Origin of the sequence: Streptomyces sp. NPDC088554 (assembly GCF_044752945.1) — a bacterium.
Taxonomy (GTDB): domain Bacteria; phylum Actinomycetota; class Actinomycetes; order Streptomycetales; family Streptomycetaceae; genus Streptomyces.
This window is the reverse complement of sequence record NZ_JBIVMF010000001.1, coordinates 394,802-418,305: the sequence shown is the minus strand read 5'-3', so window position 1 is coordinate 418,305 and position 23,504 is coordinate 394,802. Positions and strand designations below refer to the sequence as shown.

Genomic DNA, 23,504 nt, shown 5'->3' with positions numbered 1-23,504 from the left:
GGTGATCCGCATCACAGCACGGGCGGCGGGGTGGGGACGGCCTATATCGATGGTGACTGTCAGTGATGGATGTCAGACTGCGGGCATGAAGAAAACCACGGGGGACCAGAGGGCCAAATATCTGCATTTCTGGGGGCACGCCCCCCGGAGGGACGGCTCGCTCGACGCGAGCTGTCTCAGTCAGTGGTGGCCCGCGCCCTTCACCGTCGACGGCGTCGAGTACGCGACGGCGGAGCACTGGATGATGGCCCGCAAGGCGCGGCTCTTCGAGGACGGGGAGGCGGAGCGGCGCGCGGTGGGCGCGGCGAATCCGGCGCTGGCCAAGAAGGCGGGGCGGCTGGTGCGCGGCTTCGACGAGACGGTCTGGGAGCGCGAGCGCTTCGGCATCGTCGTCGAGGGCAGCGTCCACAAATTCGGCCAGGACCCCGGGCTGCGCGGATTCCTGCTGGCCACGGGCGAGCGCATACTCGTCGAGGCCAGCCCACTGGACCGGATCTGGGGCATCGGCCTGGCCGCGGACGACGCGCGGGCCGGGGATCCCGCGCGCTGGCGCGGGCTCAATCTGCTGGGTTACGCGCTGATGGAGGCCCGTGAACGGCTCCGGGCGGACTGAGAACAGCCCGCCCGGTGCTTGTGGTCACTGCCCTGGCCACACGGTTCTAACGGCCGGCGCTCACCGAGAACGAGGTGGCGAAGGGATCGTCATAGGTCGCGTTCCCGCTCTCGCCATAGGCGATCGCGAAGACCAGGAAGGCGAGGAACGCGGCGCTGAGCACGGCACCGATGGCACCGAGAATGATGCCCGCCAGCGCCATCCCGCCGTTCGTGGCCTCGCCCCGGGTGGCCCGGCGGCGGCCGACGATCCCGAAGATCAGGGCGAGGACCCCGAGAATGACGCCCAGACCCCAGAAACAGAAGGTGACCATGGCGATGATCCCGAGCACCAGCGCGGCGACGCCCATACCGTTGGCCGGGCTCTGCTGCCAGCCGGTCTGGCCGTATCCCGGATATCCGGACGCGGCGGGGGCGGGGGCCGTATAGCCGGGGTAGCCGTAGCCGGGCCCCGTCCCGGCGCCCGTCGGCGCGCCGAAGGGCGAGGCGGACTGCTGGGCGCCCGGGGTGGACTGGGGCGGCACGCCCGGGTAGCCGTACGGACCCGTCGCGCCCTGGGCCGGTCCCCCGGGGGCGGTGGGCGGTGGCGGTACGGAGCCGGACGCGGCCGGCATGCCGATGACGGTCGGCTGGTCGTGCACGGAGCCGGCCGGCGGCTGCGGTGACTGCGGTTGTGGTGGCTGCGGCGGCTGCTGCGGTGACGCCGACTTGTCCAGCGACGTTCTGTGCTCCGGCGGAGCCCAGGGATCGCTCGGCTCGTAGCCACCCGCCGACTGCTCGCTCTTGTCAGACATGGGCCTCCCCCATCGTGATTCCGTCATGCTACGGCCTCCGCCCGGCCCGGAACCGGCCCGGCCTACGATGACCCACGCCCGTACCACCACACAGCGCCCACCACCCGCGCCGTGCTCCACGCACACAACCGGACAACCGCGCCTCAGTACCCGGAGGATCCCGATGACCGATCTGCACCCCTTCGCCGCGGGGCTGCCCAAGGCCGAGCTGCATGTCCACCATGTCGGCTCCGCCTCGCCCCGCATCGTGGCCGAACTGGCCGCCCGGCACCCGGACTCCAAGGTGCCCACCGACCCCGAGGCGGTCTCCGACTACTTCACCTTCACCGACTTCGCACACTTCATCGATGTCTATCTCTCCGTCGTCGATCTGGTCCGCACCCCGGAGGACGTCCGGCTGCTGACCTTCGAGGTCGCCCGCGACATGGCGCGGCAGAACATCCGCTACGCCGAGCTGACGGTCACTCCGTTCAGCTCGACCAGCCGCGGCATCCCCGAGCAGGGCTTCATGGAGGCGATCGAGGACGCCAGGAAGGCGGCGGAGGCCGAGCTGGGGGTCGTGCTGCGCTGGTGCTTCGACATCCCGGGCGAGGCCGGGCTGAAGGCCGCCGAGGAGACCGCCCGGCTCGCGGTGGACCTGCGCCCCGAGGGGCTGGTCTCCTTCGGTCTCGGCGGCCCCGAGATCGGGGTGCCGAGGCCGCAGTTCAAGCCGTATTTCGACCGGGCGATCGACGCGGGTCTGCACTCCGTGCCGCACGCCGGGGAGACCACCGGTCCCGGGACGATCTGGGACGCGCTGCGCGAGCTGCGCGCGGAGCGCATCGGCCACGGCACCAGCGCCGTCCAGGACCCGGAGCTGCTGGCGTACCTCGCGGAGCGCCGTATCCCGCTGGAGGTCTGCCCCACCTCCAACATCGCCACCCGCGCGGTCACCGACCTCGACCGGCACCCGATCAAGGAGATGGTCGCGGCCGGGGTGCTGGTGACGGTCAACAGCGACGATCCGCCGATGTTCGGCACGGACCTCAACCAGGAGTACGCGGTCGCCGCCCGGCTGCTCGGCCTGGACGAGCGGGGTCTCGCCGATCTCGCGAAGAACGCGGTAGAGGCGTCCTTCCTCGACCCGGCGGGCAAGCGGCGGATCGCCGCCGAGATCGACGCGTACACCGCCGCGTGGCTCGCCCGCTGACCATGGCCGGCCACCTCGGCGAACCGCCGCGCGCCGTCGTCGCCGTGGGGCATCGCGGCGATCCGTACCGCCTCCGCGAGAACACCCTGCCGTCGGTGCGCTCCGCGCGCGAGCGCGGGGCGGACGCGGTCGAGATCGATGTCCGGCTCACCCGGGACGGTGTCCCCGTACTGCTGCACGACTCCTCGCTGGGACGGCTGTGGGGGCATGACCGGCGGGTCGCGGAGCTGACCTACGACGAGCTGCGCGCCCTGACCCGGGGCGGGGTGCCGGCGCTCCGTGATGTCCTCGGCGCGGAGGCGGCGGGCGGGGGGTCCGCCCGGCTGATGATCGATCTGCCGGGCGCCTCCGCGTCCTCGGTACGGACGGTCGTCGGCACGGTGCGCGCGTGCGGGGCCGCCGAGCGGGTGTACTACTGCGCGGGCCCGGCCGCCATGCTCGCCGTCCGCGCCGCCGACCCGGCCGCCGAGATCGCGCTGACCTGGACCAGCCTGGCGCCCCCGCGTCCCGTGCTGCTCGCGGCGGTCCGTCCCCGCTGGCTCAACTACCGCTTCGGGCTGGTCGGCCGGGAGCTGACCGACCGCGCCCACCGGGACGGACTGCTGGTCTCGGCCTGGACCGTGGACACCCGGCGCTCGATGCGACGGCTGATCGCGCGCGGCGTCGACTCGATCACCACCAACCGGATCGATGTCCTGTCCCGGCTGCTGCGGACCCCCGGCAGCCGCTGAGCGGTTACGACTCCGCGAGAGGGGAGAGCACCTGTTCGGCCCAGATGGTCTTGCCGTTGGCGGACTGGCGGGTGCCCCAGCTCTGGGTGAGCTGGGCGACCAGCAGCAGCCCGCGGCCGCCCTCGTCGAAGGCGTGGGAGCGGCGCAGATGGGGTGCTGTGTTACTGCCGTCCGAGACTTCGCAGATGAGCGTACGGTCGCGGATCAGCCGGAGCCTGATGGGTTCGGCTCCGTACCGGATCGCGTTGGTGACCAGCTCGCTGACCACGAGTTCGGTGACGAACGCGGCGTCGTCGAGGCCCCAGGCGGTGAGCTGGGCCGAGGCGTTCAGCCGGGCGCCCGCCACCTGCGCCGGGTCGCCGGTCAGGTCCCAGGAGGCCACCTGGTCGGAGTGGAGCGCGCGGGTGCGGGTGACGAGGAGGGCGGTGTCGTCGGAGGGGCGGTCGGGCAGGAGCGTCGAGATCAGACGGTCGCAGAGGTTCTCCAGCGACAGGTCCGACGGTTCGTCGGGCGCCGCGCGGGGTTCGGGCGCCGTGGCGAGCGCGGTGCGCAGCCGTTCCAGTCCCTCGTCGATGTCGTGGTCCCGGCTCTCGATCAGCCCGTCGGTGTACAGGGCGAGCACGCTGCCTTCCGGCAGTTCGCGTTCGGTGATCTCGAAGGGCACTCCGCCGACGCCCAGCGGTGGCCCGGTGGAGATCTCGATGATCTCGACCGTGCCGTCGGGAAGGCGTACGGCGGGCGGGACGTGCCCGGCCGAGGCCAGGGCGCAGTACCGGGAGACCGGGTCGTAGACCGCGTACAGACAGGTGGCGCCGAACTCCCCGGTGGCCTCCGCCGCCGAGACGGCCGCGTCGTTGTCCTCCGCGATGAGATGGCTGACCAGGTCGTCGAGGTGGGTGAGCAGTTCGTCGGGCGGCAGGTCCACATCGGCGAGGGTGCGGACGGCGGTACGCAGTCGGCCCATGGCCGCGGAGGCGTGGATGCCGTGGCCGACGACATCGCCGACGACCAGGGCGACGCGATTGCCGGAGAGCGGGATCACGTCGAACCAGTCGCCGCCGACCCCGGCGCGGGAGCCCGCGGGCAGATAGCGGGAGGCGACCTCCACGGCCGCCTGGTCGGGCATGCGCTGGGTGAGCAGGCTGCGTTGGAGGGCCAGCGCGGTGGTGTGCTCGCGGGTGTAGCGGCGGGCGTTGTCGATGCAGACGGCGGCCCGCCCGGCGAGTTCCTGGGCGAGGACCACATCGTCCGGTTCGAAGGGTTCGAGGCGGGGGCCCCGGGTGAAGACGGCCACGCCGAGCGTGATGCCGCGCGCCTTCAACGGCACGGCCATCAGGGAGTGCACCCCGTGGTCGCGGACCATCCTCGCCCTGGCCTCGTTGTCCCCGAGCCACAGGGTGAAGTCGGGGTCGCCCCGGCTGCTCAGCGCGGGACCGCCGGTCGCCAGACAGCGGGCGGGCGGTGAGGATTCGGGGTAGGTTTCGAGGCCGCCGAGATCGACCGCCCCGGTGGTGATGTGCGGGTCGGCGGCCTTCTGGGCGACGCGCCGCAGCCGTACCGCCGTGTCGATCGGGCCCTCGGCCGGTTCTTCGCCGCGCAGGACGGAGTCGAGCAGATCGATGGTGCCGAAGTCGGACAGGATCGGTACGGTCAGCGCGACCAGTTCCTCCGCGGTGCGGACGACGTTGAGGGTGGTCCCGATGGCGGTGCCCGCCTCGGTGAGCAGGATCAGCCGCTGCCGGGCCCAGTACTGCTCGCTGCTGTCGAACGCCAGCATGGCGACCCCGTGCTGGCGCTGTTCCGCGTCCCGCACGGGCCACATGTGGACGTTCCAGGCGTGCACCCGGGTCGAGGCGATGGCCCGGGTGTAGCTCTCGTAGTGCACGGCCTTTCCGGTACGGGAGACCTCCTGGAGGCGGTCCAGGAAGTTACGGCTGTCCGGGTCGTCGGGGAGGGTGTCGGAGAAGACCCGGCCGCGCAGCTCCTCCTCCGTGGAGCCCAGGATCCGGCAGGCCGCGTCGTTGAGCCTGATGTACCGCTGGTCGTTGTCGAAGGCCGACATGGCGACCGGCGCCTGGGCGACCGATGCCTCCACCGTCAGCGGGGAGGCGTCCCGCGGCGGCGCCACCGCGGTCACCACCAGCCCCTGGGCTCTGCCGTCGCCGTCCAGTACGGGACAGGACAGCACCCCGAGGTCGAGGAGGTGGCCGTCCTTGTGGCGTACGGCGGCGGTGCCGCTCCATTCCGCGCCGCGTCGCAGCGCGTCGGCCGCCGGGCCCGGCGCGAGGAGGCCGGCCGCCGGGCGGCCGACCGTCTCCGCCGCCGTGTAACCCAGAAGCCGGGTCGCGCCCTTGCTCCATCCGGTGGCCAGCCCGCGCGCGTCCACGGTGACCACGGCCGCGGTATCCCGCTCCCGGCGACCGTCCGACCCGTCGTGAGAAGTGCTGCCACCAGTGCTCATTGCTCTCGATTCGCCTCCGCGCGCCCCCCGCACCTCCCAGGATGCCCGCTGGGGCGATCACCAACAAACGCGGCGGTCCCTATCAAACGGGGCGTCCCGTCAGCGGGCGGCGACGATCCGGCGCGCGACAGCGTGCGAGAGGAACGTGACGCCCGCCGTGAGCGCCGTACCCACGACGGCGTCGCGCGCCCGCGCGGGCTTGAGCACTCCGGCGCGCCGGAGTCGCCCGCGCGCCCGGAGCGTGAAGGGCACCACGATCAGCGGCGAGGTCACGGAGCCGAGGATGTAGCCGCGTACGGCGGCGGGATGGACGAGGCCGTGCAGGCCGAAGCCGTCCAGCGTGCCCTGGTAGAAGACGGACCAGCCGCCGGTACGCGGCCCGGCGGCGGACGCGGCGCCCATCACCCCGACGGCCACGGCGAACTCGCGCCGGTCGATCCCCTCCAGGGAACGCCAGACCCGTTCGGGGCCTGGGGCAGGCGGGTGCGCAGCGCGGGCAGGTTCGCCCTGATCCAGCGGGGTCCGGCGGCCGGTTCCTCGGCGTCGTGCAGGATCCGGGCGCTCGGCAGGCCGAGGGTCACCGCCGCGTCCGTACGCGGCGGTGATCGCTCATACGGTCGATTCTGGCCCAACGCTGATGCGTGGAGGCCCCGTTCCGGCACGGCGGTGCCCGGAGGCCCCGTTCGGACGGCGGTGCCCGGAAGCCCCGTTCGGACGGCGGGCCGCGCCCCGGGGGGACACGGCCCACGTACGCGCGAAGGCTCTCGCGTCAGCTGTCGAGCGAGGTCATCACGTGCTTGATGCGGGTGTAGTCCTCGAAGCCGTACGCCGAGAGGTCCTTGCCGTATCCGGACTTCTTGAAGCCGCCGTGCGGCATCTCCGCGACCAGCGGAATGTGGGTGTTGATCCACACGCAGCCGAAGTCCAGCGCCTTCGACATCCGCATCGCGCGCCCGTGGTCCTTGGTCCAGACGGAGGAGGCGAGCGCGAAGTCGACGCCGTTGGCGTACTCCAGGGCCTGCGCCTCGTCCGTGAAGGACTGGACGGTGATGACCGGGCCGAAGACCTCGTTCTGGATGATCTCGTCGTCCTGTTCGAGCCCGGAGACGACGGTCGGCGCGTAGAAGTAGCCCCGGTCGCCGACGCGGTGGCCGCCCGCCTCGACCTTGGCGTGGGCGGGCAGCCGCTCGATGAAGCCGGAGACCTGTGCCAGCTGGTTGGCGTTGTTGAGCGGGCCGTACAGCACGTCCTCGTCGTCGGCGGCGCCGGTCTTCGTACCGGCGGCGGCCTTCGCGAGCGCCGCCACGAACTCGTCGTGGACCGACTCGTGGACGATGACCCGGGTGGCGGCCGTACAGTCCTGGCCCGCGTTGAAGTAGCCCGCGACCGCGATGTCCTCGGCGGCCTTGGTGAGGGCGGCGCTGTCGAGGTCGTCGAAGACGACGACCGGTGCCTTGCCTCCCAGCTCCAGGTGGACGCGCTTGAGGTCCCTGGCCGCCGACCCGGCGACCTCCATGCCCGCCCGTACGGAACCGGTGATGGAGGCCATCGCCGGGATCGGGTGCTCGACCATCGCGCGGCCGGTGTCGCGGTCGCCGCAGATGATGTTGAAGACGCCCTTGGGGACGATCGCCCCGATGATCTCGGCCATCAGCGTGGTCGAGGCGGGGGTGGTGTCCGACGGCTTCAGCACCACGGTGTTCCCGGCGGCGAGGGCCGGCGCGAACTTCCAGACGGCCATCATCATCGGGTAGTTCCACGGCGCGACCTGGGCGCAGACGCCGACCGGCTCGCGGCGGACGATGGAGGTGTGGCCCTCCATGTACTCCCCGGCGGAGCGGCCTTCGAGCATCCGGGCGGCGCCCGCGAAGAAGCGGATCTGGTCCACCATCGGCGGGATCTCTTCGGTGCGGGTCAGTTCGAGGGGCTTGCCGGTGTTCTCGGACTCGACGGCGATCAGGTCCTCCGCCCGCTCCTCGAAGGCGTCCGCGATCTTGAGCAGTACGCGCTGGCGCTCGGCCGGGGTGGCGTCCCGCCAGGCCGGGAAGGCAGCGGCGGCCGCCTTCATCGCGGCGTCGACATCGGCCTGTCCCGAAAGCGGGGACGTGGCGTACACCTCGCCGGTGGCCGGGTTGACCACCTCGATGGTCCGCCCGTCCGCGGCGTCCCGGAACTCTCCGTCGATGTAGTTGCGCAACCGGCGCGGTTCGGTGGTCACTGCCACCCCTCCCTAGTCAGATGTCCAATGGGTGAGACACCCACCTTAATCATTCGACCTTCGCTTTCAATAGAGCCTCCGTTCTATTACTTCGGATTCAGCGAAATCCAGGCGCCTGAACAACGGATTCCATCGGTGAACGGTTGCGGTACGGACGAGGAGCGGTGCACAGTAACCGCGTGGCAAGTAGCGCAGAGTCCAAGGCGGAGAGCGGGCCCACCCCGCAGGCCGGCCCCCCGGCCGGTCCGAGGCCCTGTTCCCGGCCCGGTGGCGCGGCGGCGCCCGCCGTCGATTCCGTATCCCTCGGGATCATCGAACAGCTCCAGCAGGACGGGCGCCGCCCGTACGCCGCGATCGGCAGGGCCGTCGGTCTCTCCGAAGCGGCCGTGCGCCAGCGCGTCCAGAAGCTGATCGACCAGGGCGTGATGCGGATCGTCGCCGTCACCGATCCGGTCACCGCCGGTTTCCGGCGGCAGGCGATGGTCGGCGTCAAAGTCGAGGGCGACACGGAAGCGGTCGCGGACGCGCTGTCCGCGCTGGACGAGTGCGCGCACGTGGTGATGACCGCGGGCTCCTTCGACCTCATGGTCGAGATCGTCTGCGTGGACGACGACCATCTGCTGCACGTCATCAACAAACGGATCCGCGCGCTCCCCGGCGTGCGTTCCACCGAGAGCTTCGTCTACCTCAAGGTCGGCTCGGACCGGCCCTGAGGGACCGGCCGCGCGCAGGTCCTGGTGCCCCCTTTCGGGTGAGAAGGGCGGCATCCGGGCCACGTGCTGTCCGCCCACCCCGCCCGGCCACCCCTACCGTGCCTGTGACCGACCGTCCCCGTCTCCGCTCCCTGAACGGGGACGGGGACGGTACGTCAGATCAGAACCGAGGTGTACGCCATGGTGGCCCCGCCGGACAACGACGTGCTCTGGGCGCGTTCCCTGAGCTGCTTCCACAACGGATCGCCCGCCCTCGACGGAGTCTCGCTCGGTGTCCGCGAGGGCGAGATCCTCGCCGTCAACGGCCCGCGCGGCTCCGGCAAGACGACCCTGCTGCGCTGTCTGTCGGGCCAGCTCGTCCCCCGCCAGGGCGAGGTCTGGTTCAACAGCTCGCCGGTCCACACCATGAGCGCCGCCCTGCGCGAACGGCTGCGCCGCGACCGCTTCGGCTGGATCGGCCCCGAGCCGTCCCTCGTCCCCGAGCTGAACGCCTGGGAGAACGCGGCCCTGCCGCTGCTGATGCGCGGCGCGTCCCACCGCGCCGCCAAGGCGACCGCGCTGGAGTGGCTGGAGCGCCTGGACATCGGCACGGTCGCCAGGAAACGGCCGTACGCCCTGCTCCGGGCGCAGCAGCAGCGCGTCGCGGTCGCGCGCGCCCTGGTCACCACGCCGACGGTGCTTTTCGCCGACGAGCCGACCGCGCCGCTGCACCGCACGGACCGGGCGCAGGTGCTGCGCACGCTGACCACGGCGGCCCGCTCGCACCACATCACCGTCGTGCTGGCCACCCTGGACACCGAGGCCGCGACGCTGGCGGACCGTGCGGTCACACTGGTCGACGGCCGTCGGGTCGGCTCGCTCCTGCCGTCCGAGGCGGAAGGGCGGGATGCGTGCTCGCTCTCCGTCTAGGCCGTGGCACCGGCCCCCTGGTCCTGCTGCGCAGGCTGCTGGTCGCGGCCGCCTCCGCCGGGGTCGGTTTCCTGCTGCTGTGCACCCTGGGCCGGGCGATGGGCCACCCGGCCGGGGCCACGGTGCGGCTGCTGTGGTGTCTGGTCCCGCTGGCGGCGGCCGTGCAGTTCGCGGTCGCGGTGGCCCGTGCGGACCCGGGCACCCGGCCGCGCCCCGGACTCTCGGCGGTGGGGCTCGGCCCGGCCCGGCTGACCCTGCTGGCCGCCATCTCGACCGCGGTCTCCTGCACGCTGGGCAGCTCGCTGGCGCTGCTGTTCTTCCTGCATCTGCGCGGCGATCTGACCGGCCTGCCGTTCGACGGCAAGGGCGCCGAGCTGCTCGCCGCCGACCGGCCACTGCCGCTGGGCGCGGCGCTGACGCTGCTGGCGGTGGTGCCCGTCCTGGCGACCACGGCGACGGGGCTGGCGCTGCGCGCACGCGGCCGCGCCGACGCCCCGGGGGGTACGGCCCCGGCGCCGCCCGTTCCCGTACCGAACCCGGCGCCCACGCCCACCGGGCTGCCCTGGGGGGTCGCGCTCCTCGCGGCGGGGCTGGCCGTCGAGACGTACGCGAGCCGGGGCGGGGGCGGTTCGGTGCTGCCGCTGCCCGGTCGGTTCGACGGCAGTCCCGCGGGGGTCCTGGCCGGCTGGTCGCTGACCGCTCTCGGGCTCGCCCTCGCCGGTCCCGGCATCACCCATCTCTGCGGCTGGCTGCTCCAGATCCTGCGCCCCGGCGCGGTCCGGCTGCTGGCGGGCCGCACGCTGATGGCCGAGGCCCGCCGGATCGGCCGCCCGCTGGGCGTGCTGTGCGCGGTGCTCTCGGGCGCCTTCGCCGCGACGTCCCTCCACGGCCCCGGCGACGAGCGCCCCTTCGGCCCGCTCACCGCGCTCGGCGCGGCCCTGGTCATCGGTTGTACGGCGGCCACGCTCCTGACGGCGGTCCTGGAGTCGCGGCACGCCCGCGCCTCGACCACCCGCTCGCTGCGGCTCTCGGGCGCCCCCGCCGGGCTCCTGCGTACGGCGACGGCGGTGCGGGCGGCCACGGTCCTGGCCGTGTTCACCCCGCTGACCTGGGCGGTGGCGGCCCTGGCGGCGGTGCCCCTGACCACCTGAGCGGTCTGTCGTACGGGCCGGGGAGCCGCCTCCCCGGCCCACCGCCTATCGTGACCGCATGGCGAACCCCACCCCGTCCACAGCCCCCGGCCAGGACCGCGAGATCGAGAGCCTCGACGAGTTCGACCGGACCGTCTCCGCCGGAACGCTCGGCGGATACCGGGTGCAGTCCGTCGATCTGACGGGCCGTACGCCCGAGCTGCTCCGCACCGACACCGCCGGGGCCGTCTTCCTCGGCTGCCCGATGGAGCCGGGCGCGGAGGACAAGGTACGGGCCGATGGCGCCATGGTGTTCCCGCCCGTACCGAACCTTCCGTTCGATCCCTACCGGGGGCTGCTCTACTCCCCCGACCAGCTCTTCGAGGGCCTCGCGGACGGCGGTTACGAGGCCACCCCGGACGCCCGCGCCTACGACTGGTTCCGGCGGACCCGGGCCGACGGCGACATATTCGCCTCCATGCTGCGCTCGGTCCACGACGACGCGATGTCGGACGCCCTGGACGAACTCGTCGTCGGCGCGCGGATCGTGGGCGTCATGGGCGGACACGCGATGGAGCGCGGCACCCCCGCGTACGCGGGCGCGGCGCGGCTGGGCCGCGCCCTGACCCGTACCGGACTGACCGTCGCCACCGGCGGCGGGCCGGGGGCGATGGAGGCCGCGAACCTCGGCGCGTACGCCGCGGCCCATCCGGACGGGATGCTGGACGAGGCGCTGGACGTCCTCGCCGGGGCGCCCTCCTTCACCCCTTCCGTCTCCGCCTGGGCGCTCACCGCCTTCGACGTACGGAGCCGCTGGCCCAAGGGCGACGACTCGATCGCCATCCCCACCTGGTTCTACGGCCACGAGCCGCCGAACGCCTTCGCGTCGCACATCGCCAAGTACTTCGCCAACGCGACCCGGGAGGACGGGCTGCTGGCCCGCTCCAACTCCGGGGTGATCTTCCTGCCCGGCGCGGCGGGCACGGTCCAGGAGATCTTCGACAACGCGACCCCGAACTACTACGGATCGCGCGGCGAACCCACCCCGATGGTCCTGGTCGACCGCGCGCACTGGACGGAACGGCTGCCGGCCTGGCCGCTGCTGCGGGCACTGGCGAAGGAGCGGCGGATGGAGTCCCGGATCGCGCTCGTCGACAGCGTGGACGAGGCTCCGGCGGCGCTCGCCCGGCTGACCGCGTCCTGATCGCGGCGGCGCCCCGGTCCCCGGAAACCACCGGAATCGCCCTCACCGCAGCAGCGCGGCCAGTCGTTCGTACGACCGGTCCCAGTCCCATTCCGTACGCACCCATGCGCGCCCCTTCCTCCCCATCCCGCGTGCTCCTTCGCGGTCTTCCAGCAGCTGGACCAGCCGGTCCGCGATGTCCGCCGGGCGGCGGCCGTCCACGACATGTCCCGTCTCCCCGTCGCGCACGGCGTCGGGCGCCCCTCCCGAGTCCCCCACCAGGACCGGCAGCCCGGCGGCCGCCGCCTCGATCGGCCCGCGTGTGCTCGCCCCGAGGCAGGTCAGGGCGTCGACGCCCGCGCCGATCCGGCGCAGCAGCCCGCGTGCACCGGGTGTGCGTGCCCACCACACCTCGTGGCCGTGCGTGGTGGCGACCATCCGCCGTATCCCGGCCTCCTGCCGCAGCCGTCCCGCCATCAGCCCGAGCGGCGCCGCCGCGCCGAACCAGACGGTGCCGCAGCCGTACCGGCCGGCGAGTTCCACCGCGCGGCCGGTGGCCCGGGGCGTCGGCAGCAGCGTGGAGGCGCGGTCGCGCGTACGACGGTTTCTACACCGAGACCCTCGTCCTGACCGCGGTGATCCTGGGCGCGGTCAGCGCCGGGGACGCCGTACGCGCCCGTGAGGAGACGCGACGCGAGCGGGACTCGGCGCAGCGGCTGCTGTTCGCGAAGATGCGCCTGCGGCACCGGGCGCAGGCGGTGATCCTGGCGTACGAACTCGGTCTGGTACGGGCGGGGGAGCCACCCGCCCCGGGCGATGACCTGTGAGGTCTCGACGCCGTCGCCGCCGCTCGGCAGGGGATCAGGCCGCGCTCGACCCGCGCCGAGGTCGCGGACCACTTCCGGGAGCCGGCCGAGGGCCAGACGCCCGATCCGGCGGGGACGGCGGTCGACGCGGTCAGCGCGGACGGCACGCGGGCGCTGGTCAGCGGGTGGCTCGCCGGGACCGTACGGGCGACGGGCCGGAGGTTCGTATCGCCCTTCGCGATGCGGCCGGCGTCGAGAACGGGCTGATCACCGGCTACCGCGTCCGGGAGGACGGCTTCGCCGCCGCCTGTACGGGCCGAGCCGGCCGCCCGTCGCCCGCCAGGACCACCACGTCCTCGACGGCGAAGGTCACCCCGACCGTCGCGCCCTCGTCCGGGGCGTCGCGCAGCCCGCACTCGGCCTCCAGGACGGGCCCGCTGTCCGGCCGCAGCAGCAGCGCCACCCGGCTGCCCCGGAACGTACGCGCCTCGACCGTGCAGCGCAGCCCCTCGGCGGGGTCCGTCAGCCGCACCCCGGCGGGCCGTACGAGTACGGTGTGCTCGCCCCCGGCCGAGCCCGCGGGCACCGGGAGCCGGCCCCAGACGGTGTCGGCGAACCCGTCGGCCCCTCCTTGCACGGTTGCCGCCACGACGTTGTCGAAGCCGAGGAAGCGCGCCACGAACGCGGAGGCGGGGCGCTGCCAGACCTCCAGCGGGGTGCCGGTCTGGGCGATCCGGCCGTCGCGCATCACCACGACCCGGTCGGCGAGCGCGAACGCCTCGCCCTGGTCGTGGGTGACGGCGAGCACGGTCGTACCGAGCCGTCCGAACAGGCCGCGCAGCTCGACGACGAGCCGTTCGCGCAGGCCCCGGTCGAGCTGGCCGAGGGGCTCGTCCAGCATCAGCAGCCGGGGCCGGGGGGCGAGGGCGCGCGCCAGGGCGACGCGCTGCTGCTCGCCGCCGGAGAGCGCGGCGATGGCGCGCGGCTCGGCGCCCGGCAGCCCGACGAGGTCGAGCAGCTCCGCCACCCGGCGCGCGCGCTCCTCGCGCGGCAGGCCTCGCATCCGCAGCCCGAAGGCGACGTTGCCGCCCACGTCGTGCTGCGGGAAGAGCTGGTGGTCCTGGAACATCAGCCCGACCCCGCGCCGGTGGACCGGTGTCCCCGACTGGTCGGCGCCGTCGAGCAGCACCCGGCCGCCGGCCGGTTCCAGCAGCCCGGCGACGACCCGCAGGAGCGTCGACTTGCCGCTGCCGCTGGGCCCCAGCACACAGACGATCTCGTGCTCGGCGATCTCCAGGTCCACCGCGTCGAGCGCGGTGCGCGCGGCCTCGCGGTTCCCGAAGCGCACGGTCACGTCCGACAGGGTCAGCAGGGCCATCAGAATTCTCCGGAACGGTCGGTACGGATACGTTCGAGCGCCAGCAGCGACACCGCGCACACCACCATCAGGACCGTGGCCAGGGCCATCGCCTGCCCGTAGTTGAGTTCACCGGGCCGCCCCAGCAACCGGGCCACGGCCACCGGCAGCGTCGGCCGGTCCGGGCGCGCGATGAAGACCGTCGCACCGAACTCGCCGAGCGAGACGGCGAACGCGAACCCGGCCGCCACCAGCACCGCCCGGCGCACCAGCGGCAGATCCACCTCCCGCCAGACCCGCAGCGGCGACGCCCCGAGGACCGCGGCGGCCTCGCGCAGCCGCCCGTCGACCGCGCGCAGGACGGGCAGCATGGTCCGTACGACGAAGGGGACGCCCACCAGCGCCTGCGCGAGCGGTACGAGGATCCAGGAGGCCCGCAGATCCAGCGGCGGCCGGTCGAGGGTGATCAGGAAGCCGAAGCCGACGGTGACGGCGGAGACGCCCAGCGGCAGCATCAGCAGCGCGTCGAAGCCCCGCACGAGCCGGCCCGCCCGCCGGGCCAGCGCGGCGGCTGCCAGCCCGCCCACGACCAGGGCGATGCCGGTCGCGGCCAGCGCGTACCACAGCGAGTTCCCGACCGCCTCCAGCGGCGGCACCAGAAACGTTCCCCCACTGGCCTCGACCGATCCGAGCGCCCGGTAGAAACCGAACCCGTACCCGCCGGGCCCGTCGAGGGAGCGCTCGACCAGCACCCCCAGCGGCAGCACGATCAGCAGGATCACGGTGGTGAGAACCCCGCCCAGCAGCGCCCACTGCCCGGCGCCGCGCGGTCTGCTCGCGGTCCGCCCGGGATCCACCAGCCGCAGCGCGGTCTCCCGTTTCCGTACGGTCCACGCGTGCACCGCCAGGATCCCGCCGACGGCCACGAACTGGATCAGGGTCAGCACGGCGGCGGTCGGCAGGTCCAGCAGCTGCGCGGTCTGCCGGTAGATCTCCACCTCCAGGGTGGAGTAGCCGGGTCCGCCGAGGATCTGTACGACGCCGAAGGAGGTGAAGGTGAACAGGAACACCATCAGCGCCGCCGCCGCCACGGCGGGCGCGAGCGCGGGCAGCGTCACCCGCCACCAGGCCGTGAACCGTCCCGCGCCGAGCACCCGCGCGGCCTGCTCCTGGCGCGGGTCGAGCTGTGCCCAGAGGCCGCCCACGGTACGTACGACCACCGCGTAGTTGAAGAAGACATGGGCGAGGAGGATCGCCCAGACAGTGGTGTCGAGCCGTACGCCCCCCAGCTCGTCCAGCAGTCCGCCGCGCCCGAGCAGCGCCAGGAACGCCGTACCGACGACAACGGTCGGCAGGACGAACGGCACGGTGACCACCGCGCGCAGCAGCTGCTTCCCGGGGAAGTCCAGGCGCGCGAAGACATAGGCGCCGGGCAGCGCCACCAGCAGGGTCAGCGCGGTGGAGGCGAGCGCCTGCCAGCCGGTGAACCACAGCACGTCGAGGATGTCCCGGCGGCCCAGGACATCGGCGATCCGGCCGAGCTGCCAGCCGCCGCCGGTCTTCAGCCCGCGCCCGACGATCGCGGCCACCGGGTAGGCGAAGAAGACCGCGAAGAAGGCGACGGGCCCGGCCATGAGGGCGAGCCGCAGCGCGGTGGCGCGCACGGCCCGCCCCTTCATGGACTTCCCCGTGGGCTTCCTCGGGGGCTTCTGCCGTGCTACTTCACTACGAGTGAGGACCACGACTGGATCCACTGCTCACGGTTGGCGGCGATCTTCGCCGGGGCGACGGTTTCCGGCTTGTCGACGGTCGCGCCGAACTCCGTGAACAGCTTCGGCAGCGCGACATCCTTGACCACGGGGTTCACGAACATGCTGAGCGGCATGTCCGCCTGGAACTTCCCGCTGATCAGGAAGTCCAGCAGGGCCTTGCCCCCGGCCTCGTTCTTCGCACCCTTGAGCAGCCCGGCGAACTCGGTCTGCCGGAAGCAGGTGCCGGTGGCGACCCCGGTCGGGGCGGTCTTCGGCCGCGGCTCGGCGTACAGCACCTCGGCCGGCGGGCTGGAGGCGTACGAGACGACGAGGGGCCGGTTCCCCTTGGCCTTCCTGCCGCCCGCGGAGCCCGAGAAGGACTCGTTGTACGCCTGCTCCCAGCCGTCGACGACCTGGACGCCGTTGGCCTTCAGCTTCTTCCAGTAGTCCTGCCAGCCGTCGTCGCCGTACCGCGCGACGGTGCCGAGGAGGAAGCCGAGACCGGGCGACGAGGTGGCGGCGTTCTCGGTGACCAGCAGGTTCTTGTAGGCGGGCTTGACCAGATCGTCGAAGGACTGCGGCGGCGCCAACTTTCTGTCCGCGAAATACTTCTTGTCGTAGTTGATGCAGATATCCCCGGTGTCGATCGGGGTGACCCGGTACTCACCCTTGTCGGGCCGCGCCGCCGTGTCGACCCGCCCGAGCCCCTTCGCCTCGTACGGCGTGAAGATGCCGTTGCCGAGGGCCCGGGAGAGCAGCGTGTTGTCGACGCCGAAGAAAACGTCGCCCTGCGGGGACCCCTTGGTCAGGATCTCCTTGTTGAGGGCCTCGCCCGCGTCCCCGCTCTTCAGCACCCTGACCGTGTAGCCGGTCTCCTTGGTGAACTCCTTGAGCACGGCGGGCGAAGCGTTGAACGAGTCATGGCTGACGAGGGTGACGGTCTTGGACGGGGTCCCTCCGTCGGCCTTCCCCCCGTCGTCGCCACCGCAGGCGGCGAGGAGGGAGACCCCGAGCGCGGCGGCCAGAGCGGCGGCCGCGGCCCTTCCGACTCCGGCGGTGGTGCTGGTGATACTCACTGGTTTTCCTCCTGGGATATCCAGGAGAAGACGCGGCCCTGCCCGGACTCCGGACGGACCGGAACCCGGGCAGGGCGCAACAGCTTGAGTGGTGTCCGAACTTCCTACCCAGAATGACCTGGGCAAGGTTCAGAGGGTCTGCGACCGTTGTCCGCTCTCACGGACCATGCCGCACTCTCAGCGCTGTGGCGCTCCCCTGTCGGAAATTACGATGTATTCAGGTATCGAAAAATTGAAAATGCGATGTTTCAGGAAATCTAACGGTTTCCGGCCAAGATTACCCCGGCGATTCCGCTGCTAGCGCTCCGAAGCCGCCAGCTGCCCGCACGCTCCGTCGATCTCCTGGCCACGGGTGTCCCGTACGGTCACGGGCACCCCGTGCGCGGCGATCGCCTCGACGAACTTCTTCTCGTCCTCGGGGCGCGACGCCGTCCACTTCGAGCCCGGCGTGGGGTTGAGCGGGATCAGGTTGACATGCACCCGCTTCCCCTTCAGTAGCCGGCCCAGCCGGTCGCCGCGCCATGCCTGGTCGTTGATGTCCCTGATCAGGGCGTACTCGATGGAGATCCGGCGGCCGGACTTCTCCGCGTACTCCCAGGCGGCGTCCAGTACCTCCCGGACGTTCCAGCGCGTATTGACCGGGACGAGGGTGTCGCGCAGCTCGTCGTCGGGCGCGTGCAGCGAGACCGCGAGACGGCACTTGAAGCCCTCGTCCGCGAACCGCAGCATCGCCGGGACCAGACCGACCGTCGAAACGGTGATCCCCCGCTGCGAGAGCCCGAGCCCGTCCGGCTCCGGGTCGGTCAGCCGACGGATCGCCCCGACCACCCGCTTGTAGTTGGCGAGGGGCTCACCCATCCCCATGAACACGATGTTCGACAGCCGCGAGGCCCCACCGGGAACCTCCCCGTCACGCAGCGCGCGCATCCCGTCGACGATCTGGTGCACGATCTCCGCGGTCGAGAGATTCCGGTCGAGCCCCGCCTGCCCGGTCGCACAGAACGGACAGTTCATCCCGCACCCGGCCTGGGACGAGATGCACATCGTGACCCTGTCCGGGTAGCGCATCAGCACGGACTCGACGAGCGTGCCGTCGTGCAGCCGCCAGAGCGTCTTGCGGGTGGCGTCGTCGTCGCACGAGATGTGCCGTACCACCGACATCAGATCGGGCAGCAGCTCGGTCGCGAGCCTCTGACGCGCGGCGGCCGGAATGTCCGTCCACTGCTCGGGGTCGTGTGCGTACCGCGCGAAGTAGTGCTGCGACAGCTGCTTGGCACGGAACGCCTTCTCCCCGATCGCGACAACAGCCTCGCGGCGCTCGTCGGGTGTGAGGTCGGCGAGATGCCTCGGGGGCTTCTTGGCTCCGCGGGGCGCGACGAAAGTGAGTTCTCCGGGTACAGGCATGGTCCCCCCAGTGTCGCAGACGGGGCGTGGTGACCAGCCTGACCGCGGACCCACCCCCTCGGAGGCCCGGGGAGGGACGGCGGGGCGGGCTCCCACCCGCACGCCGGCGAGGCAGATGGGCGGCCTCTCCCCCGCTCCGTACCCGCCGAAACGACGGTACGGACGGAGCCCCATGAGCTTTCCCGCACACGCCGGCGTAGCGGGTCGTGGAGATGTTCGGCCGAAACACCTCATGCCCCCGTTCGAGGCACGCGGCAGTGCGCCCGCCGGCAGCGGGGACCTCGTTACGGTCGTTACGAGGTCCCCCTGCGTGGTCGACGGCTGGGCCCTGTCCAGTGCTCCAGCCATGAGCCTGGCGTGGAGGGGCACCCGATGACGGGTCGACGCCCCGGGACAGACCCGGGATACAGACCCGGGATATGGATTCATCGGACCGGGAAACCGGTGTCATCGGCGCAGAGCCCATCGCGCGTGGGACGCTGTCAGATGAGGTCGTCCCGCAAGTTGAGGCAGCCGCCGAGTACGGCCCGGTGCGATCCGTCGGCGACGTCCACGTGGCCCGTGAAGAAGACCAGTTGGTGGCTCTCGTACTTGTCGGTGACGTCCTCGAAGGTGAACGTAACGGGCACGCTGCGCTCGAACACGGGCTTGTGGAGGCGGAGGTCCACCGACGTGATCAGGAAACGCCGCCGCGCCTCCTCCCAGGACATCCTGGGGATGTGCGACAACGCTTCGTGATGGCCGTTGTAGTAGGAGAACAAACACGCGCTCAACGCGTGGTACTCGGCGATCTGGTACAGCGTGGAACCATGTACGAGCAGCTTGTGGGGCGCCCTGGGGTCCGCGTCATGCTCCAGATCGACGTCGTAGAGACCCGTGTAGCGGCCGTCGTGGTAGTCGGCGTGCACCGGCTTCCACGGTGTCGTCGTGAAGGTGTCGGACAGACAGCCCATCACTGCCCCGAAAGCCGGCGCGGTAATGTCCATGACAGAATCAGTGTGCATGGTCGACATCTTTCCCCCACGGCCACACCGCCGCTCAAGGCGTAGATCGTGATCTTCATCTCCCACTCGCGACTTGCCGGCGGTGACGACCCACCCGGTCCCGGGTCCGGTGGCCGCGCTGTCGGACCGGGCGGACCAGCCGGACCAGAGACGGTCCGGGAGGCGAGGCGGCGGACTTCGCGGCCGGGGCATCCGCGCGGAACTTCCCCGTACCTCCGTCGCGTCCCGTCACCGGGCTCAGGTCATGTCGGCCCAGAAGTTGTTCTCGCTGGTCTCGGCCGGCAGCGTGAAGTCGCGGGAGGTCAGGAAGCCGGCGGTGCAGTTCGCGCTGGTGAAGGTGATCAGCTTGACGTTCTTGCCCAGGAAGAGATCCTGGTGGCCGTCCTTCCAGCCCGCGCCGCCGCTCAGCGTCCGGCAGGCCGTGAAGCTCTCACCGAACGGCTTTGAGGTGCTGACGTAAACCGAACGGGCGTCGGAGTTGGTCTTGACCATGAGGTGCAGGAGGCCGCCCGTGGAAGCCGAGGCGGGCGCTGCGGTCACGCTCAGCGCCAGCCCGGCTGCGGCGAGGGCGGTGGCGACGGACAGTCCTCGGCGGATCGTGGGCATAGGGGCTCCCTTGGGTGAGGTAGCGCCGAAACGGCACAGAACGATGCTTTCATCACTTTAAATTAGATTAGGGAGCGCCGCGTCAGCGGGAGTGGCTGCACCGGCACACCATGGTCATACGTGATTCCGGCGCCGGCCATCCAGGCTCGCCCGACCGCGAAACGGCCTTCTCCCGACCGCGAGGCGGGCTGCCGAAACCGGGTCATCGTCGATGCCGTCCTCCTCGGCGGAGCCGTGTCCCAGGAGCGGTGGCGGAAGACTCTGGACGGGCTGGACGTGCTGTGGCGTGGTCTACGACCTGGAGGTGGACCAGGAACGTGGACAGGAGCTTCAGGTCGGGCCGAGGCTTCACCGCACGCGAAATTTCTCTTCCCGATCCATCGCTTTACGTATTCTGCCGCCGGTGCCAGAGTCCAGGCATCCTGCCGGAAGGACGCGTCCCGCCGTCGGGACCTGTCCCCCCACTTCGCAGAAAGCCGAGGCCATGACCATCGATCCGACCGCTCTCCGGGCCCACTTCCCCTCCCTCGACCACGGCCTCGCCTTCTTCGACGGTCCTGGCGGGACCCAGACGCCCCGTCCCGTCGCCGAGGCCATCACCGCGACGCTGACCGGCCCCCTCTCCAACCGGGGTCTCGTCAGCCCGTCCGAACTGAACGCGGAGCGCGCCGTCGCGGAGTTCCGCGCCGCCTGCGCCGACCTGCTCCACATGCCCGCCGACGGCATCGTCCACGGGCGCAGCGCCACCCAGCTCACATTCGATTTCTCCCGCCACCTGGCCAAGGGCTGGCAGGCGGGCGACGAGATCGTCCTCAGCCGGCTGGACCACGACTGCAACGTCCGCCCCTGGGTCCAGGCCGCCGAGCGCGCCGGGGTGACGGTCCGCTGGATCGAGATCGACGCCGGGACAACGGAGTTGGACCTCGATTCGTTCGAGCGGGCGCTGTCGCCCCGGACCCGGCTGGTCGCGGTCACCGCGGCCTCGAACGTGCTGGGCACCAAGCCGCCCGTACGCCGCATAGCCGACCGGGCGCACGAGGTCGGCGCCCTGGTGTACGTGGACGGAGTCCACTACACCGCCCACCATCTGGTGGACGTGGCCGCGATGGGCGCTGACCTGTTCGTCTGCTCGCCGTACAAGTTCCTCGGCCCGCACTGCGGGGTGCTCGCGGGAGCGCCCGCGCTCCTCGAAACCCTCCGGCCCGACAAGCTCCTGCCGTCCACCGACACCGTTCCCGAGCGCTTCGAACTCGGCACGCTGCCCTACGAGATCCTGGCGGGCACCACCGCCGCCGTGGACTTCCTCGCCGCGATCGACCCGGGCACGGGCGCCACCCGCAGGGAGCGGCTCGCCTCTTCGCTGGGCTCCCTGCACCAGCACGAACTGGCGCTGCGCACCAGGCTGGAAGAGGGGCTGCGCGCCCTGGGCGACCCCGTGACCCTGCACTCGAGGGCGGCCGACCGCACCCCGACCCTCCTGATGACCCTCGAAGGCCGCGACGCCCGCGCGGCCCAGACGCATCTGGCCGCGCGCGATGTCCTGGCCCCCGCCGGGTCGTTCTACGCGTACGAGCCCTTCACCGCCCTGAAACTGACGGACCCCGCCCTGCGCGTGGGCCTGGCGCCGTACAACACCGCCGACGAGGTGGACCGGCTCCTCGCCGGGCTTTCCTCCTTCCTCCGGCCGGCCGGAGGGGCCGAGAGCCTGTCCGGGTGACCTCTGATCGGACCCCGGCCAGGGCGGCGAATCGCCGGCGCTCCCCCCGGAAGTCCCGGATCGCCCGATCCACCTCACCGCGCAGGGTGACGTACGGGGCACCGCGTGCTCGTTTCCCGCCCGTGTCCGCAAGGGTCCACCCGACCAACGGACGGTAATAATTACCCGGCGCGCGAGCCTGTTACGGGATTTCTTGCGGGGAGAGGGCCATCACGGGGTAAAAATAAAAACATCCACCCGGCATCGGCGAATAAAATTGCCGCTACCGAATACCCGGTCCATCCCCTGATCCTCGACCAGGAAGATGACATGACCCCACCCGCGAGCGAGCATCCCCCAGCGGTCATCGGCACGGGCGTGACCGGCCTGTCACCGGCGTCCGCGCCGGCCCCGGCGGATCGGCCGGTCGCGGTCCGCCGTGGGCGCGCGCCCCTCGGCCGCATCGGGATCGCCGAGGTCGGCGTACCGGAATCGTGGCCCCTTCGGCAGGTGCCCGATCCGGCCGCCGGCGCCGGGTACGCCACCGCCACCGGGCGCCGTGGCATCGGCATGGCGGCCAACCGGTCCGTCCTCGCGCTCCCGGCCGCGATCGGGCCGGAGGCCGTGGCATGAGGATCTCGCAACGCGCCCGGTCCGTCGCGCCGTTCTACGCCATGGAGTTCGGCAAGCAGACCGCGGCGCTGGAGGCGCGGGGGCACCGGGTCGTCAGACTCGGCATCGGCGAACCGGACTTCGGCGCGCCCCCGGCCGTCCTCGACGCGATGCGCGAGGCCATGGACGGCAGGCCGATGCCGTACACGGCGGCGCTCGGGCTGCCCGCGCTGCGGCAGGCGATAGCGGGGTTCTACCTGGACCGGCACGGTGTCGCGGTCGACCCGGCCCAGATCGTGGTGACCTCGGGAGCCTCGGCCGCCCTGGTGCTGGCCGCCGCCGCGCTGGTCGACCCCGGGGACGAGGTGGTCATCGCGGACCCGTCGTACCCCTGCAACCGGCAGATCGTCGAGGGCTTCGGCGCCCGCGTCACACTCGTCCCGACCGGCGCCGGGACCCGTTTCCAGCTGGACGCGGCCTCCGTACGGTCGCACTGGACGGACCGCACCCGTGGGGTCATGATCGCCACCCCGTCGAACCCGACCGGCACCTCCATCCCGGCGGACGAACTGGCCACGATCTGCGACCTCGCACGCGAGCGCGGCGCGTGGCGCCTCGTCGACGAGATCTACCTCGGCCTGAGCGACCACGACGACCGGGGCGGACCTCCGCGCAGCGCGCTGTCGTCCGACCCCGACGCCATCGTCGTCAACAGCTTCTCGAAGTACTTCGGCATGACCGGCTGGCGGCTCGGTTGGTGCGTCGCCCCCGAGCCCCTCGTACCGGCGCTGGAGCGCCTCGCCCAGAACTACTTCCTCTGCGCCTCCTCTCCCGCCCAGCACGCGGCGCTGGCCTGCTTCACGCCCGAGTCCCTCGCGGTCTGCGAGGACCGCCGCGCCGAGCTCGCGCGCCGACGCGCGCTCGTCCTCGACGGTCTGGAGCGGATCGGGCTGCCGGTTCCCGTGCCGCCCGACGGCGCGTTCTACGTCTACTTCGACGTGGGCCGCACCGGGCTCACGTCCTGGGAGTTCTGCGAGCGCGCGCTCCACGAGGCACATGTCGCCCTCACCCCGGGCCTGGACTTCGGTGTGCACACCGCCGGGACCCATGTCCGTCTCTCGTACGCGGCATCGGCGGACAGCCTCCGCGAAGGCATCGCCCGGCTCGGGGAGTTCATCACCGCACTCCCGAAAGCGACACTCCCGTAAAAGCGACATTCATGTGACAGCGACGCTCGCGTGCGACGCTCGCG

Annotated in this window: 20 protein-coding genes, 2 pseudogenes and 1 riboswitch; of the genes and pseudogenes, 11 read left to right on the top strand and 11 right to left on the bottom strand. The window is 72.0% G+C overall.

The window, feature by feature from the left end:
* Window positions 1-85: 85 nt before the first annotated feature.
* On the top strand, window positions 86-613 hold the full coding sequence (locus tag ACIP8W_RS01735; RefSeq protein WP_402201593.1) for an NADAR family protein: 528 nt from the start codon (window positions 86-88) through the stop codon (window positions 611-613).
* A gap of 46 nt (window positions 614-659) precedes the next feature.
* Here ACIP8W_RS01735 and ACIP8W_RS01730 read toward each other — a convergent pair whose 3' ends face one another.
* Window positions 660-1,406 (bottom strand): DUF4190 domain-containing protein, encoded by a 747-nt coding sequence (locus tag ACIP8W_RS01730; protein WP_402153113.1) that lies wholly within the window; start codon window positions 1,404-1,406, stop codon window positions 660-662.
* A gap of 163 nt (window positions 1,407-1,569) precedes the next feature.
* On the opposite strand from ACIP8W_RS01730, the gene ACIP8W_RS01725 reads away from it, so the two are divergent.
* On the top strand, window positions 1,570-2,595 hold the full coding sequence (locus tag ACIP8W_RS01725) for an adenosine deaminase (RefSeq protein ID WP_402201592.1): 1,026 nt from the start codon (window positions 1,570-1,572) through the stop codon (window positions 2,593-2,595).
* 2 nt (window positions 2,596-2,597) lie between these two features.
* Window positions 2,598-3,326: a glycerophosphodiester phosphodiesterase gene (locus tag ACIP8W_RS01720; protein ID WP_402201615.1), complete on the top strand. Its 729-nt coding sequence runs from the start codon at window positions 2,598-2,600 to the stop codon at window positions 3,324-3,326.
* A 4-nt stretch (window positions 3,327-3,330) separates the two neighbouring features.
* Here ACIP8W_RS01720 and ACIP8W_RS01715 read toward each other — a convergent pair whose 3' ends face one another.
* The 3 genes and pseudogenes from ACIP8W_RS01715 to ACIP8W_RS01705 form a co-directional block, all read right to left on the bottom strand.
* Window positions 3,331-5,787, bottom strand: coding sequence for a SpoIIE family protein phosphatase (locus ACIP8W_RS01715; RefSeq protein ID WP_401953635.1), 2,457 nt, complete (start codon window positions 5,785-5,787; stop codon window positions 3,331-3,333).
* A gap of 99 nt (window positions 5,788-5,886) precedes the next feature.
* Window positions 5,887-6,368, bottom strand: a pseudogene (locus tag ACIP8W_RS01710) (HXXEE domain-containing protein).
* Window positions 6,369-6,556: 188 nt separating this feature from the next.
* Window positions 6,557-8,005, bottom strand: coding sequence for a gamma-aminobutyraldehyde dehydrogenase (locus ACIP8W_RS01705; protein WP_401953639.1), 1,449 nt, complete (start codon window positions 8,003-8,005; stop codon window positions 6,557-6,559).
* A 179-nt stretch (window positions 8,006-8,184) separates the two neighbouring features.
* On the opposite strand from ACIP8W_RS01705, the gene ACIP8W_RS01700 reads away from it, so the two are divergent.
* The 4 genes from ACIP8W_RS01700 to ACIP8W_RS01685 all read left to right on the top strand — a co-directional run bounded on the left by ACIP8W_RS01700 (window position 8,185) and on the right by ACIP8W_RS01685 (window position 11,961).
* The gene (locus ACIP8W_RS01700; protein WP_402201591.1) at window positions 8,185-8,718 is read left to right on the top strand and encodes an Lrp/AsnC family transcriptional regulator; all 534 of its coding nucleotides are present in this window, start codon (window positions 8,185-8,187) and stop codon (window positions 8,716-8,718) included.
* Window positions 8,719-8,898: 180 nt separating this feature from the next.
* A complete protein-coding gene (locus tag ACIP8W_RS01695) occupies window positions 8,899-9,627 on the top strand; it encodes an ABC transporter ATP-binding protein (RefSeq protein ID WP_401953645.1) in 729 nt (242 codons plus the stop codon).
* Window positions 9,609-10,778, top strand: a complete 1,170-nt coding sequence (locus tag ACIP8W_RS01690; protein ID WP_401953648.1) for a hypothetical protein — start codon at window positions 9,609-9,611, stop codon at window positions 10,776-10,778. Before ACIP8W_RS01695 ends, ACIP8W_RS01690 begins: the two co-directional genes overlap by 19 nt.
* Window positions 10,779-10,836: 58 nt before the next feature.
* A complete protein-coding gene (locus tag ACIP8W_RS01685) occupies window positions 10,837-11,961 on the top strand; it encodes an LOG family protein (RefSeq protein ID WP_401953651.1) in 1,125 nt (374 codons plus the stop codon).
* A gap of 42 nt (window positions 11,962-12,003) precedes the next feature.
* Here ACIP8W_RS01685 and ACIP8W_RS01680 read toward each other — a convergent pair.
* Window positions 12,004-12,534: pseudogene (locus ACIP8W_RS01680) on the bottom strand (glycosyltransferase); the annotation flags it as partial.
* Window positions 12,535-12,575: 41 nt separating this feature from the next.
* On the opposite strand from ACIP8W_RS01680, the gene ACIP8W_RS01675 reads away from it, so the two are divergent.
* Entirely contained in the window at window positions 12,576-12,767 is a 192-nt protein-coding gene (locus tag ACIP8W_RS01675; protein WP_402201590.1) for a hypothetical protein, read from the top strand.
* Between the two features lie 253 nt (window positions 12,768-13,020).
* Here the strand turns inward: ACIP8W_RS01675 and ACIP8W_RS01670 are convergent, their stop codons facing one another.
* From ACIP8W_RS01670 to ACIP8W_RS01645, 6 genes are all read right to left on the bottom strand, one after another.
* Window positions 13,021-14,124 carry an ABC transporter ATP-binding protein gene (locus tag ACIP8W_RS01670; protein WP_402154406.1) on the bottom strand — a complete coding sequence of 368 codons (1,104 nt, stop codon included), beginning with the start codon at window positions 14,122-14,124 and terminating at the stop codon, window positions 13,021-13,023.
* Window positions 14,124-15,737 carry an ABC transporter permease gene (locus tag ACIP8W_RS01665; protein ID WP_402201614.1) on the bottom strand — a complete coding sequence of 538 codons (1,614 nt, stop codon included), beginning with the start codon at window positions 15,735-15,737 and terminating at the stop codon, window positions 14,124-14,126. Before ACIP8W_RS01665 ends, ACIP8W_RS01670 begins: the two co-directional genes overlap by 1 nt.
* A gap of 83 nt (window positions 15,738-15,820) precedes the next feature.
* A complete protein-coding gene (locus tag ACIP8W_RS01660; protein ID WP_402201589.1) occupies window positions 15,821-16,930 on the bottom strand; it encodes a thiamine ABC transporter substrate binding subunit in 1,110 nt (369 codons plus the stop codon).
* Window positions 16,931-17,013: 83 nt separating this feature from the next.
* Window positions 17,014-17,138, bottom strand: a riboswitch (TPP riboswitch).
* 89 nt (window positions 17,139-17,227) lie between these two features.
* Complete coding sequence (rlmN, locus tag ACIP8W_RS01655) at window positions 17,228-18,334, bottom strand: 23S rRNA (adenine(2503)-C(2))-methyltransferase RlmN (RefSeq protein WP_401953663.1); 1,107 nt, start codon at window positions 18,332-18,334, stop codon at window positions 17,228-17,230.
* Between the two features lie 482 nt (window positions 18,335-18,816).
* Complete coding sequence (locus ACIP8W_RS01650; protein WP_402201588.1) at window positions 18,817-19,338, bottom strand: hypothetical protein; 522 nt, start codon at window positions 19,336-19,338, stop codon at window positions 18,817-18,819.
* 237 nt (window positions 19,339-19,575) lie between these two features.
* Window positions 19,576-19,944, bottom strand: coding sequence for a hypothetical protein (locus tag ACIP8W_RS01645; RefSeq protein WP_401953669.1), 369 nt, complete (start codon window positions 19,942-19,944; stop codon window positions 19,576-19,578).
* Between the two features lie 484 nt (window positions 19,945-20,428).
* Between ACIP8W_RS01645 and ACIP8W_RS01640 the strand changes: the two genes are divergently transcribed.
* The 3 genes from ACIP8W_RS01640 to ACIP8W_RS01630 all read left to right on the top strand — a co-directional run bounded on the left by ACIP8W_RS01640 (window position 20,429) and on the right by ACIP8W_RS01630 (window position 23,460).
* Window positions 20,429-21,661, top strand: coding sequence for a cysteine desulfurase-like protein (locus ACIP8W_RS01640; RefSeq protein ID WP_401953672.1), 1,233 nt, complete (start codon window positions 20,429-20,431; stop codon window positions 21,659-21,661).
* Window positions 21,662-21,970: 309 nt separating this feature from the next.
* Window positions 21,971-22,273, top strand: a complete 303-nt coding sequence (locus ACIP8W_RS01635) for a hypothetical protein (protein WP_402150768.1) — start codon at window positions 21,971-21,973, stop codon at window positions 22,271-22,273.
* A complete protein-coding gene (locus ACIP8W_RS01630; protein WP_402201587.1) occupies window positions 22,270-23,460 on the top strand; it encodes a pyridoxal phosphate-dependent aminotransferase in 1,191 nt (396 codons plus the stop codon). The genes ACIP8W_RS01635 and ACIP8W_RS01630 overlap by 4 nt, the downstream gene beginning before the upstream one ends.
* Window positions 23,461-23,504 lie beyond the last annotated feature (44 nt).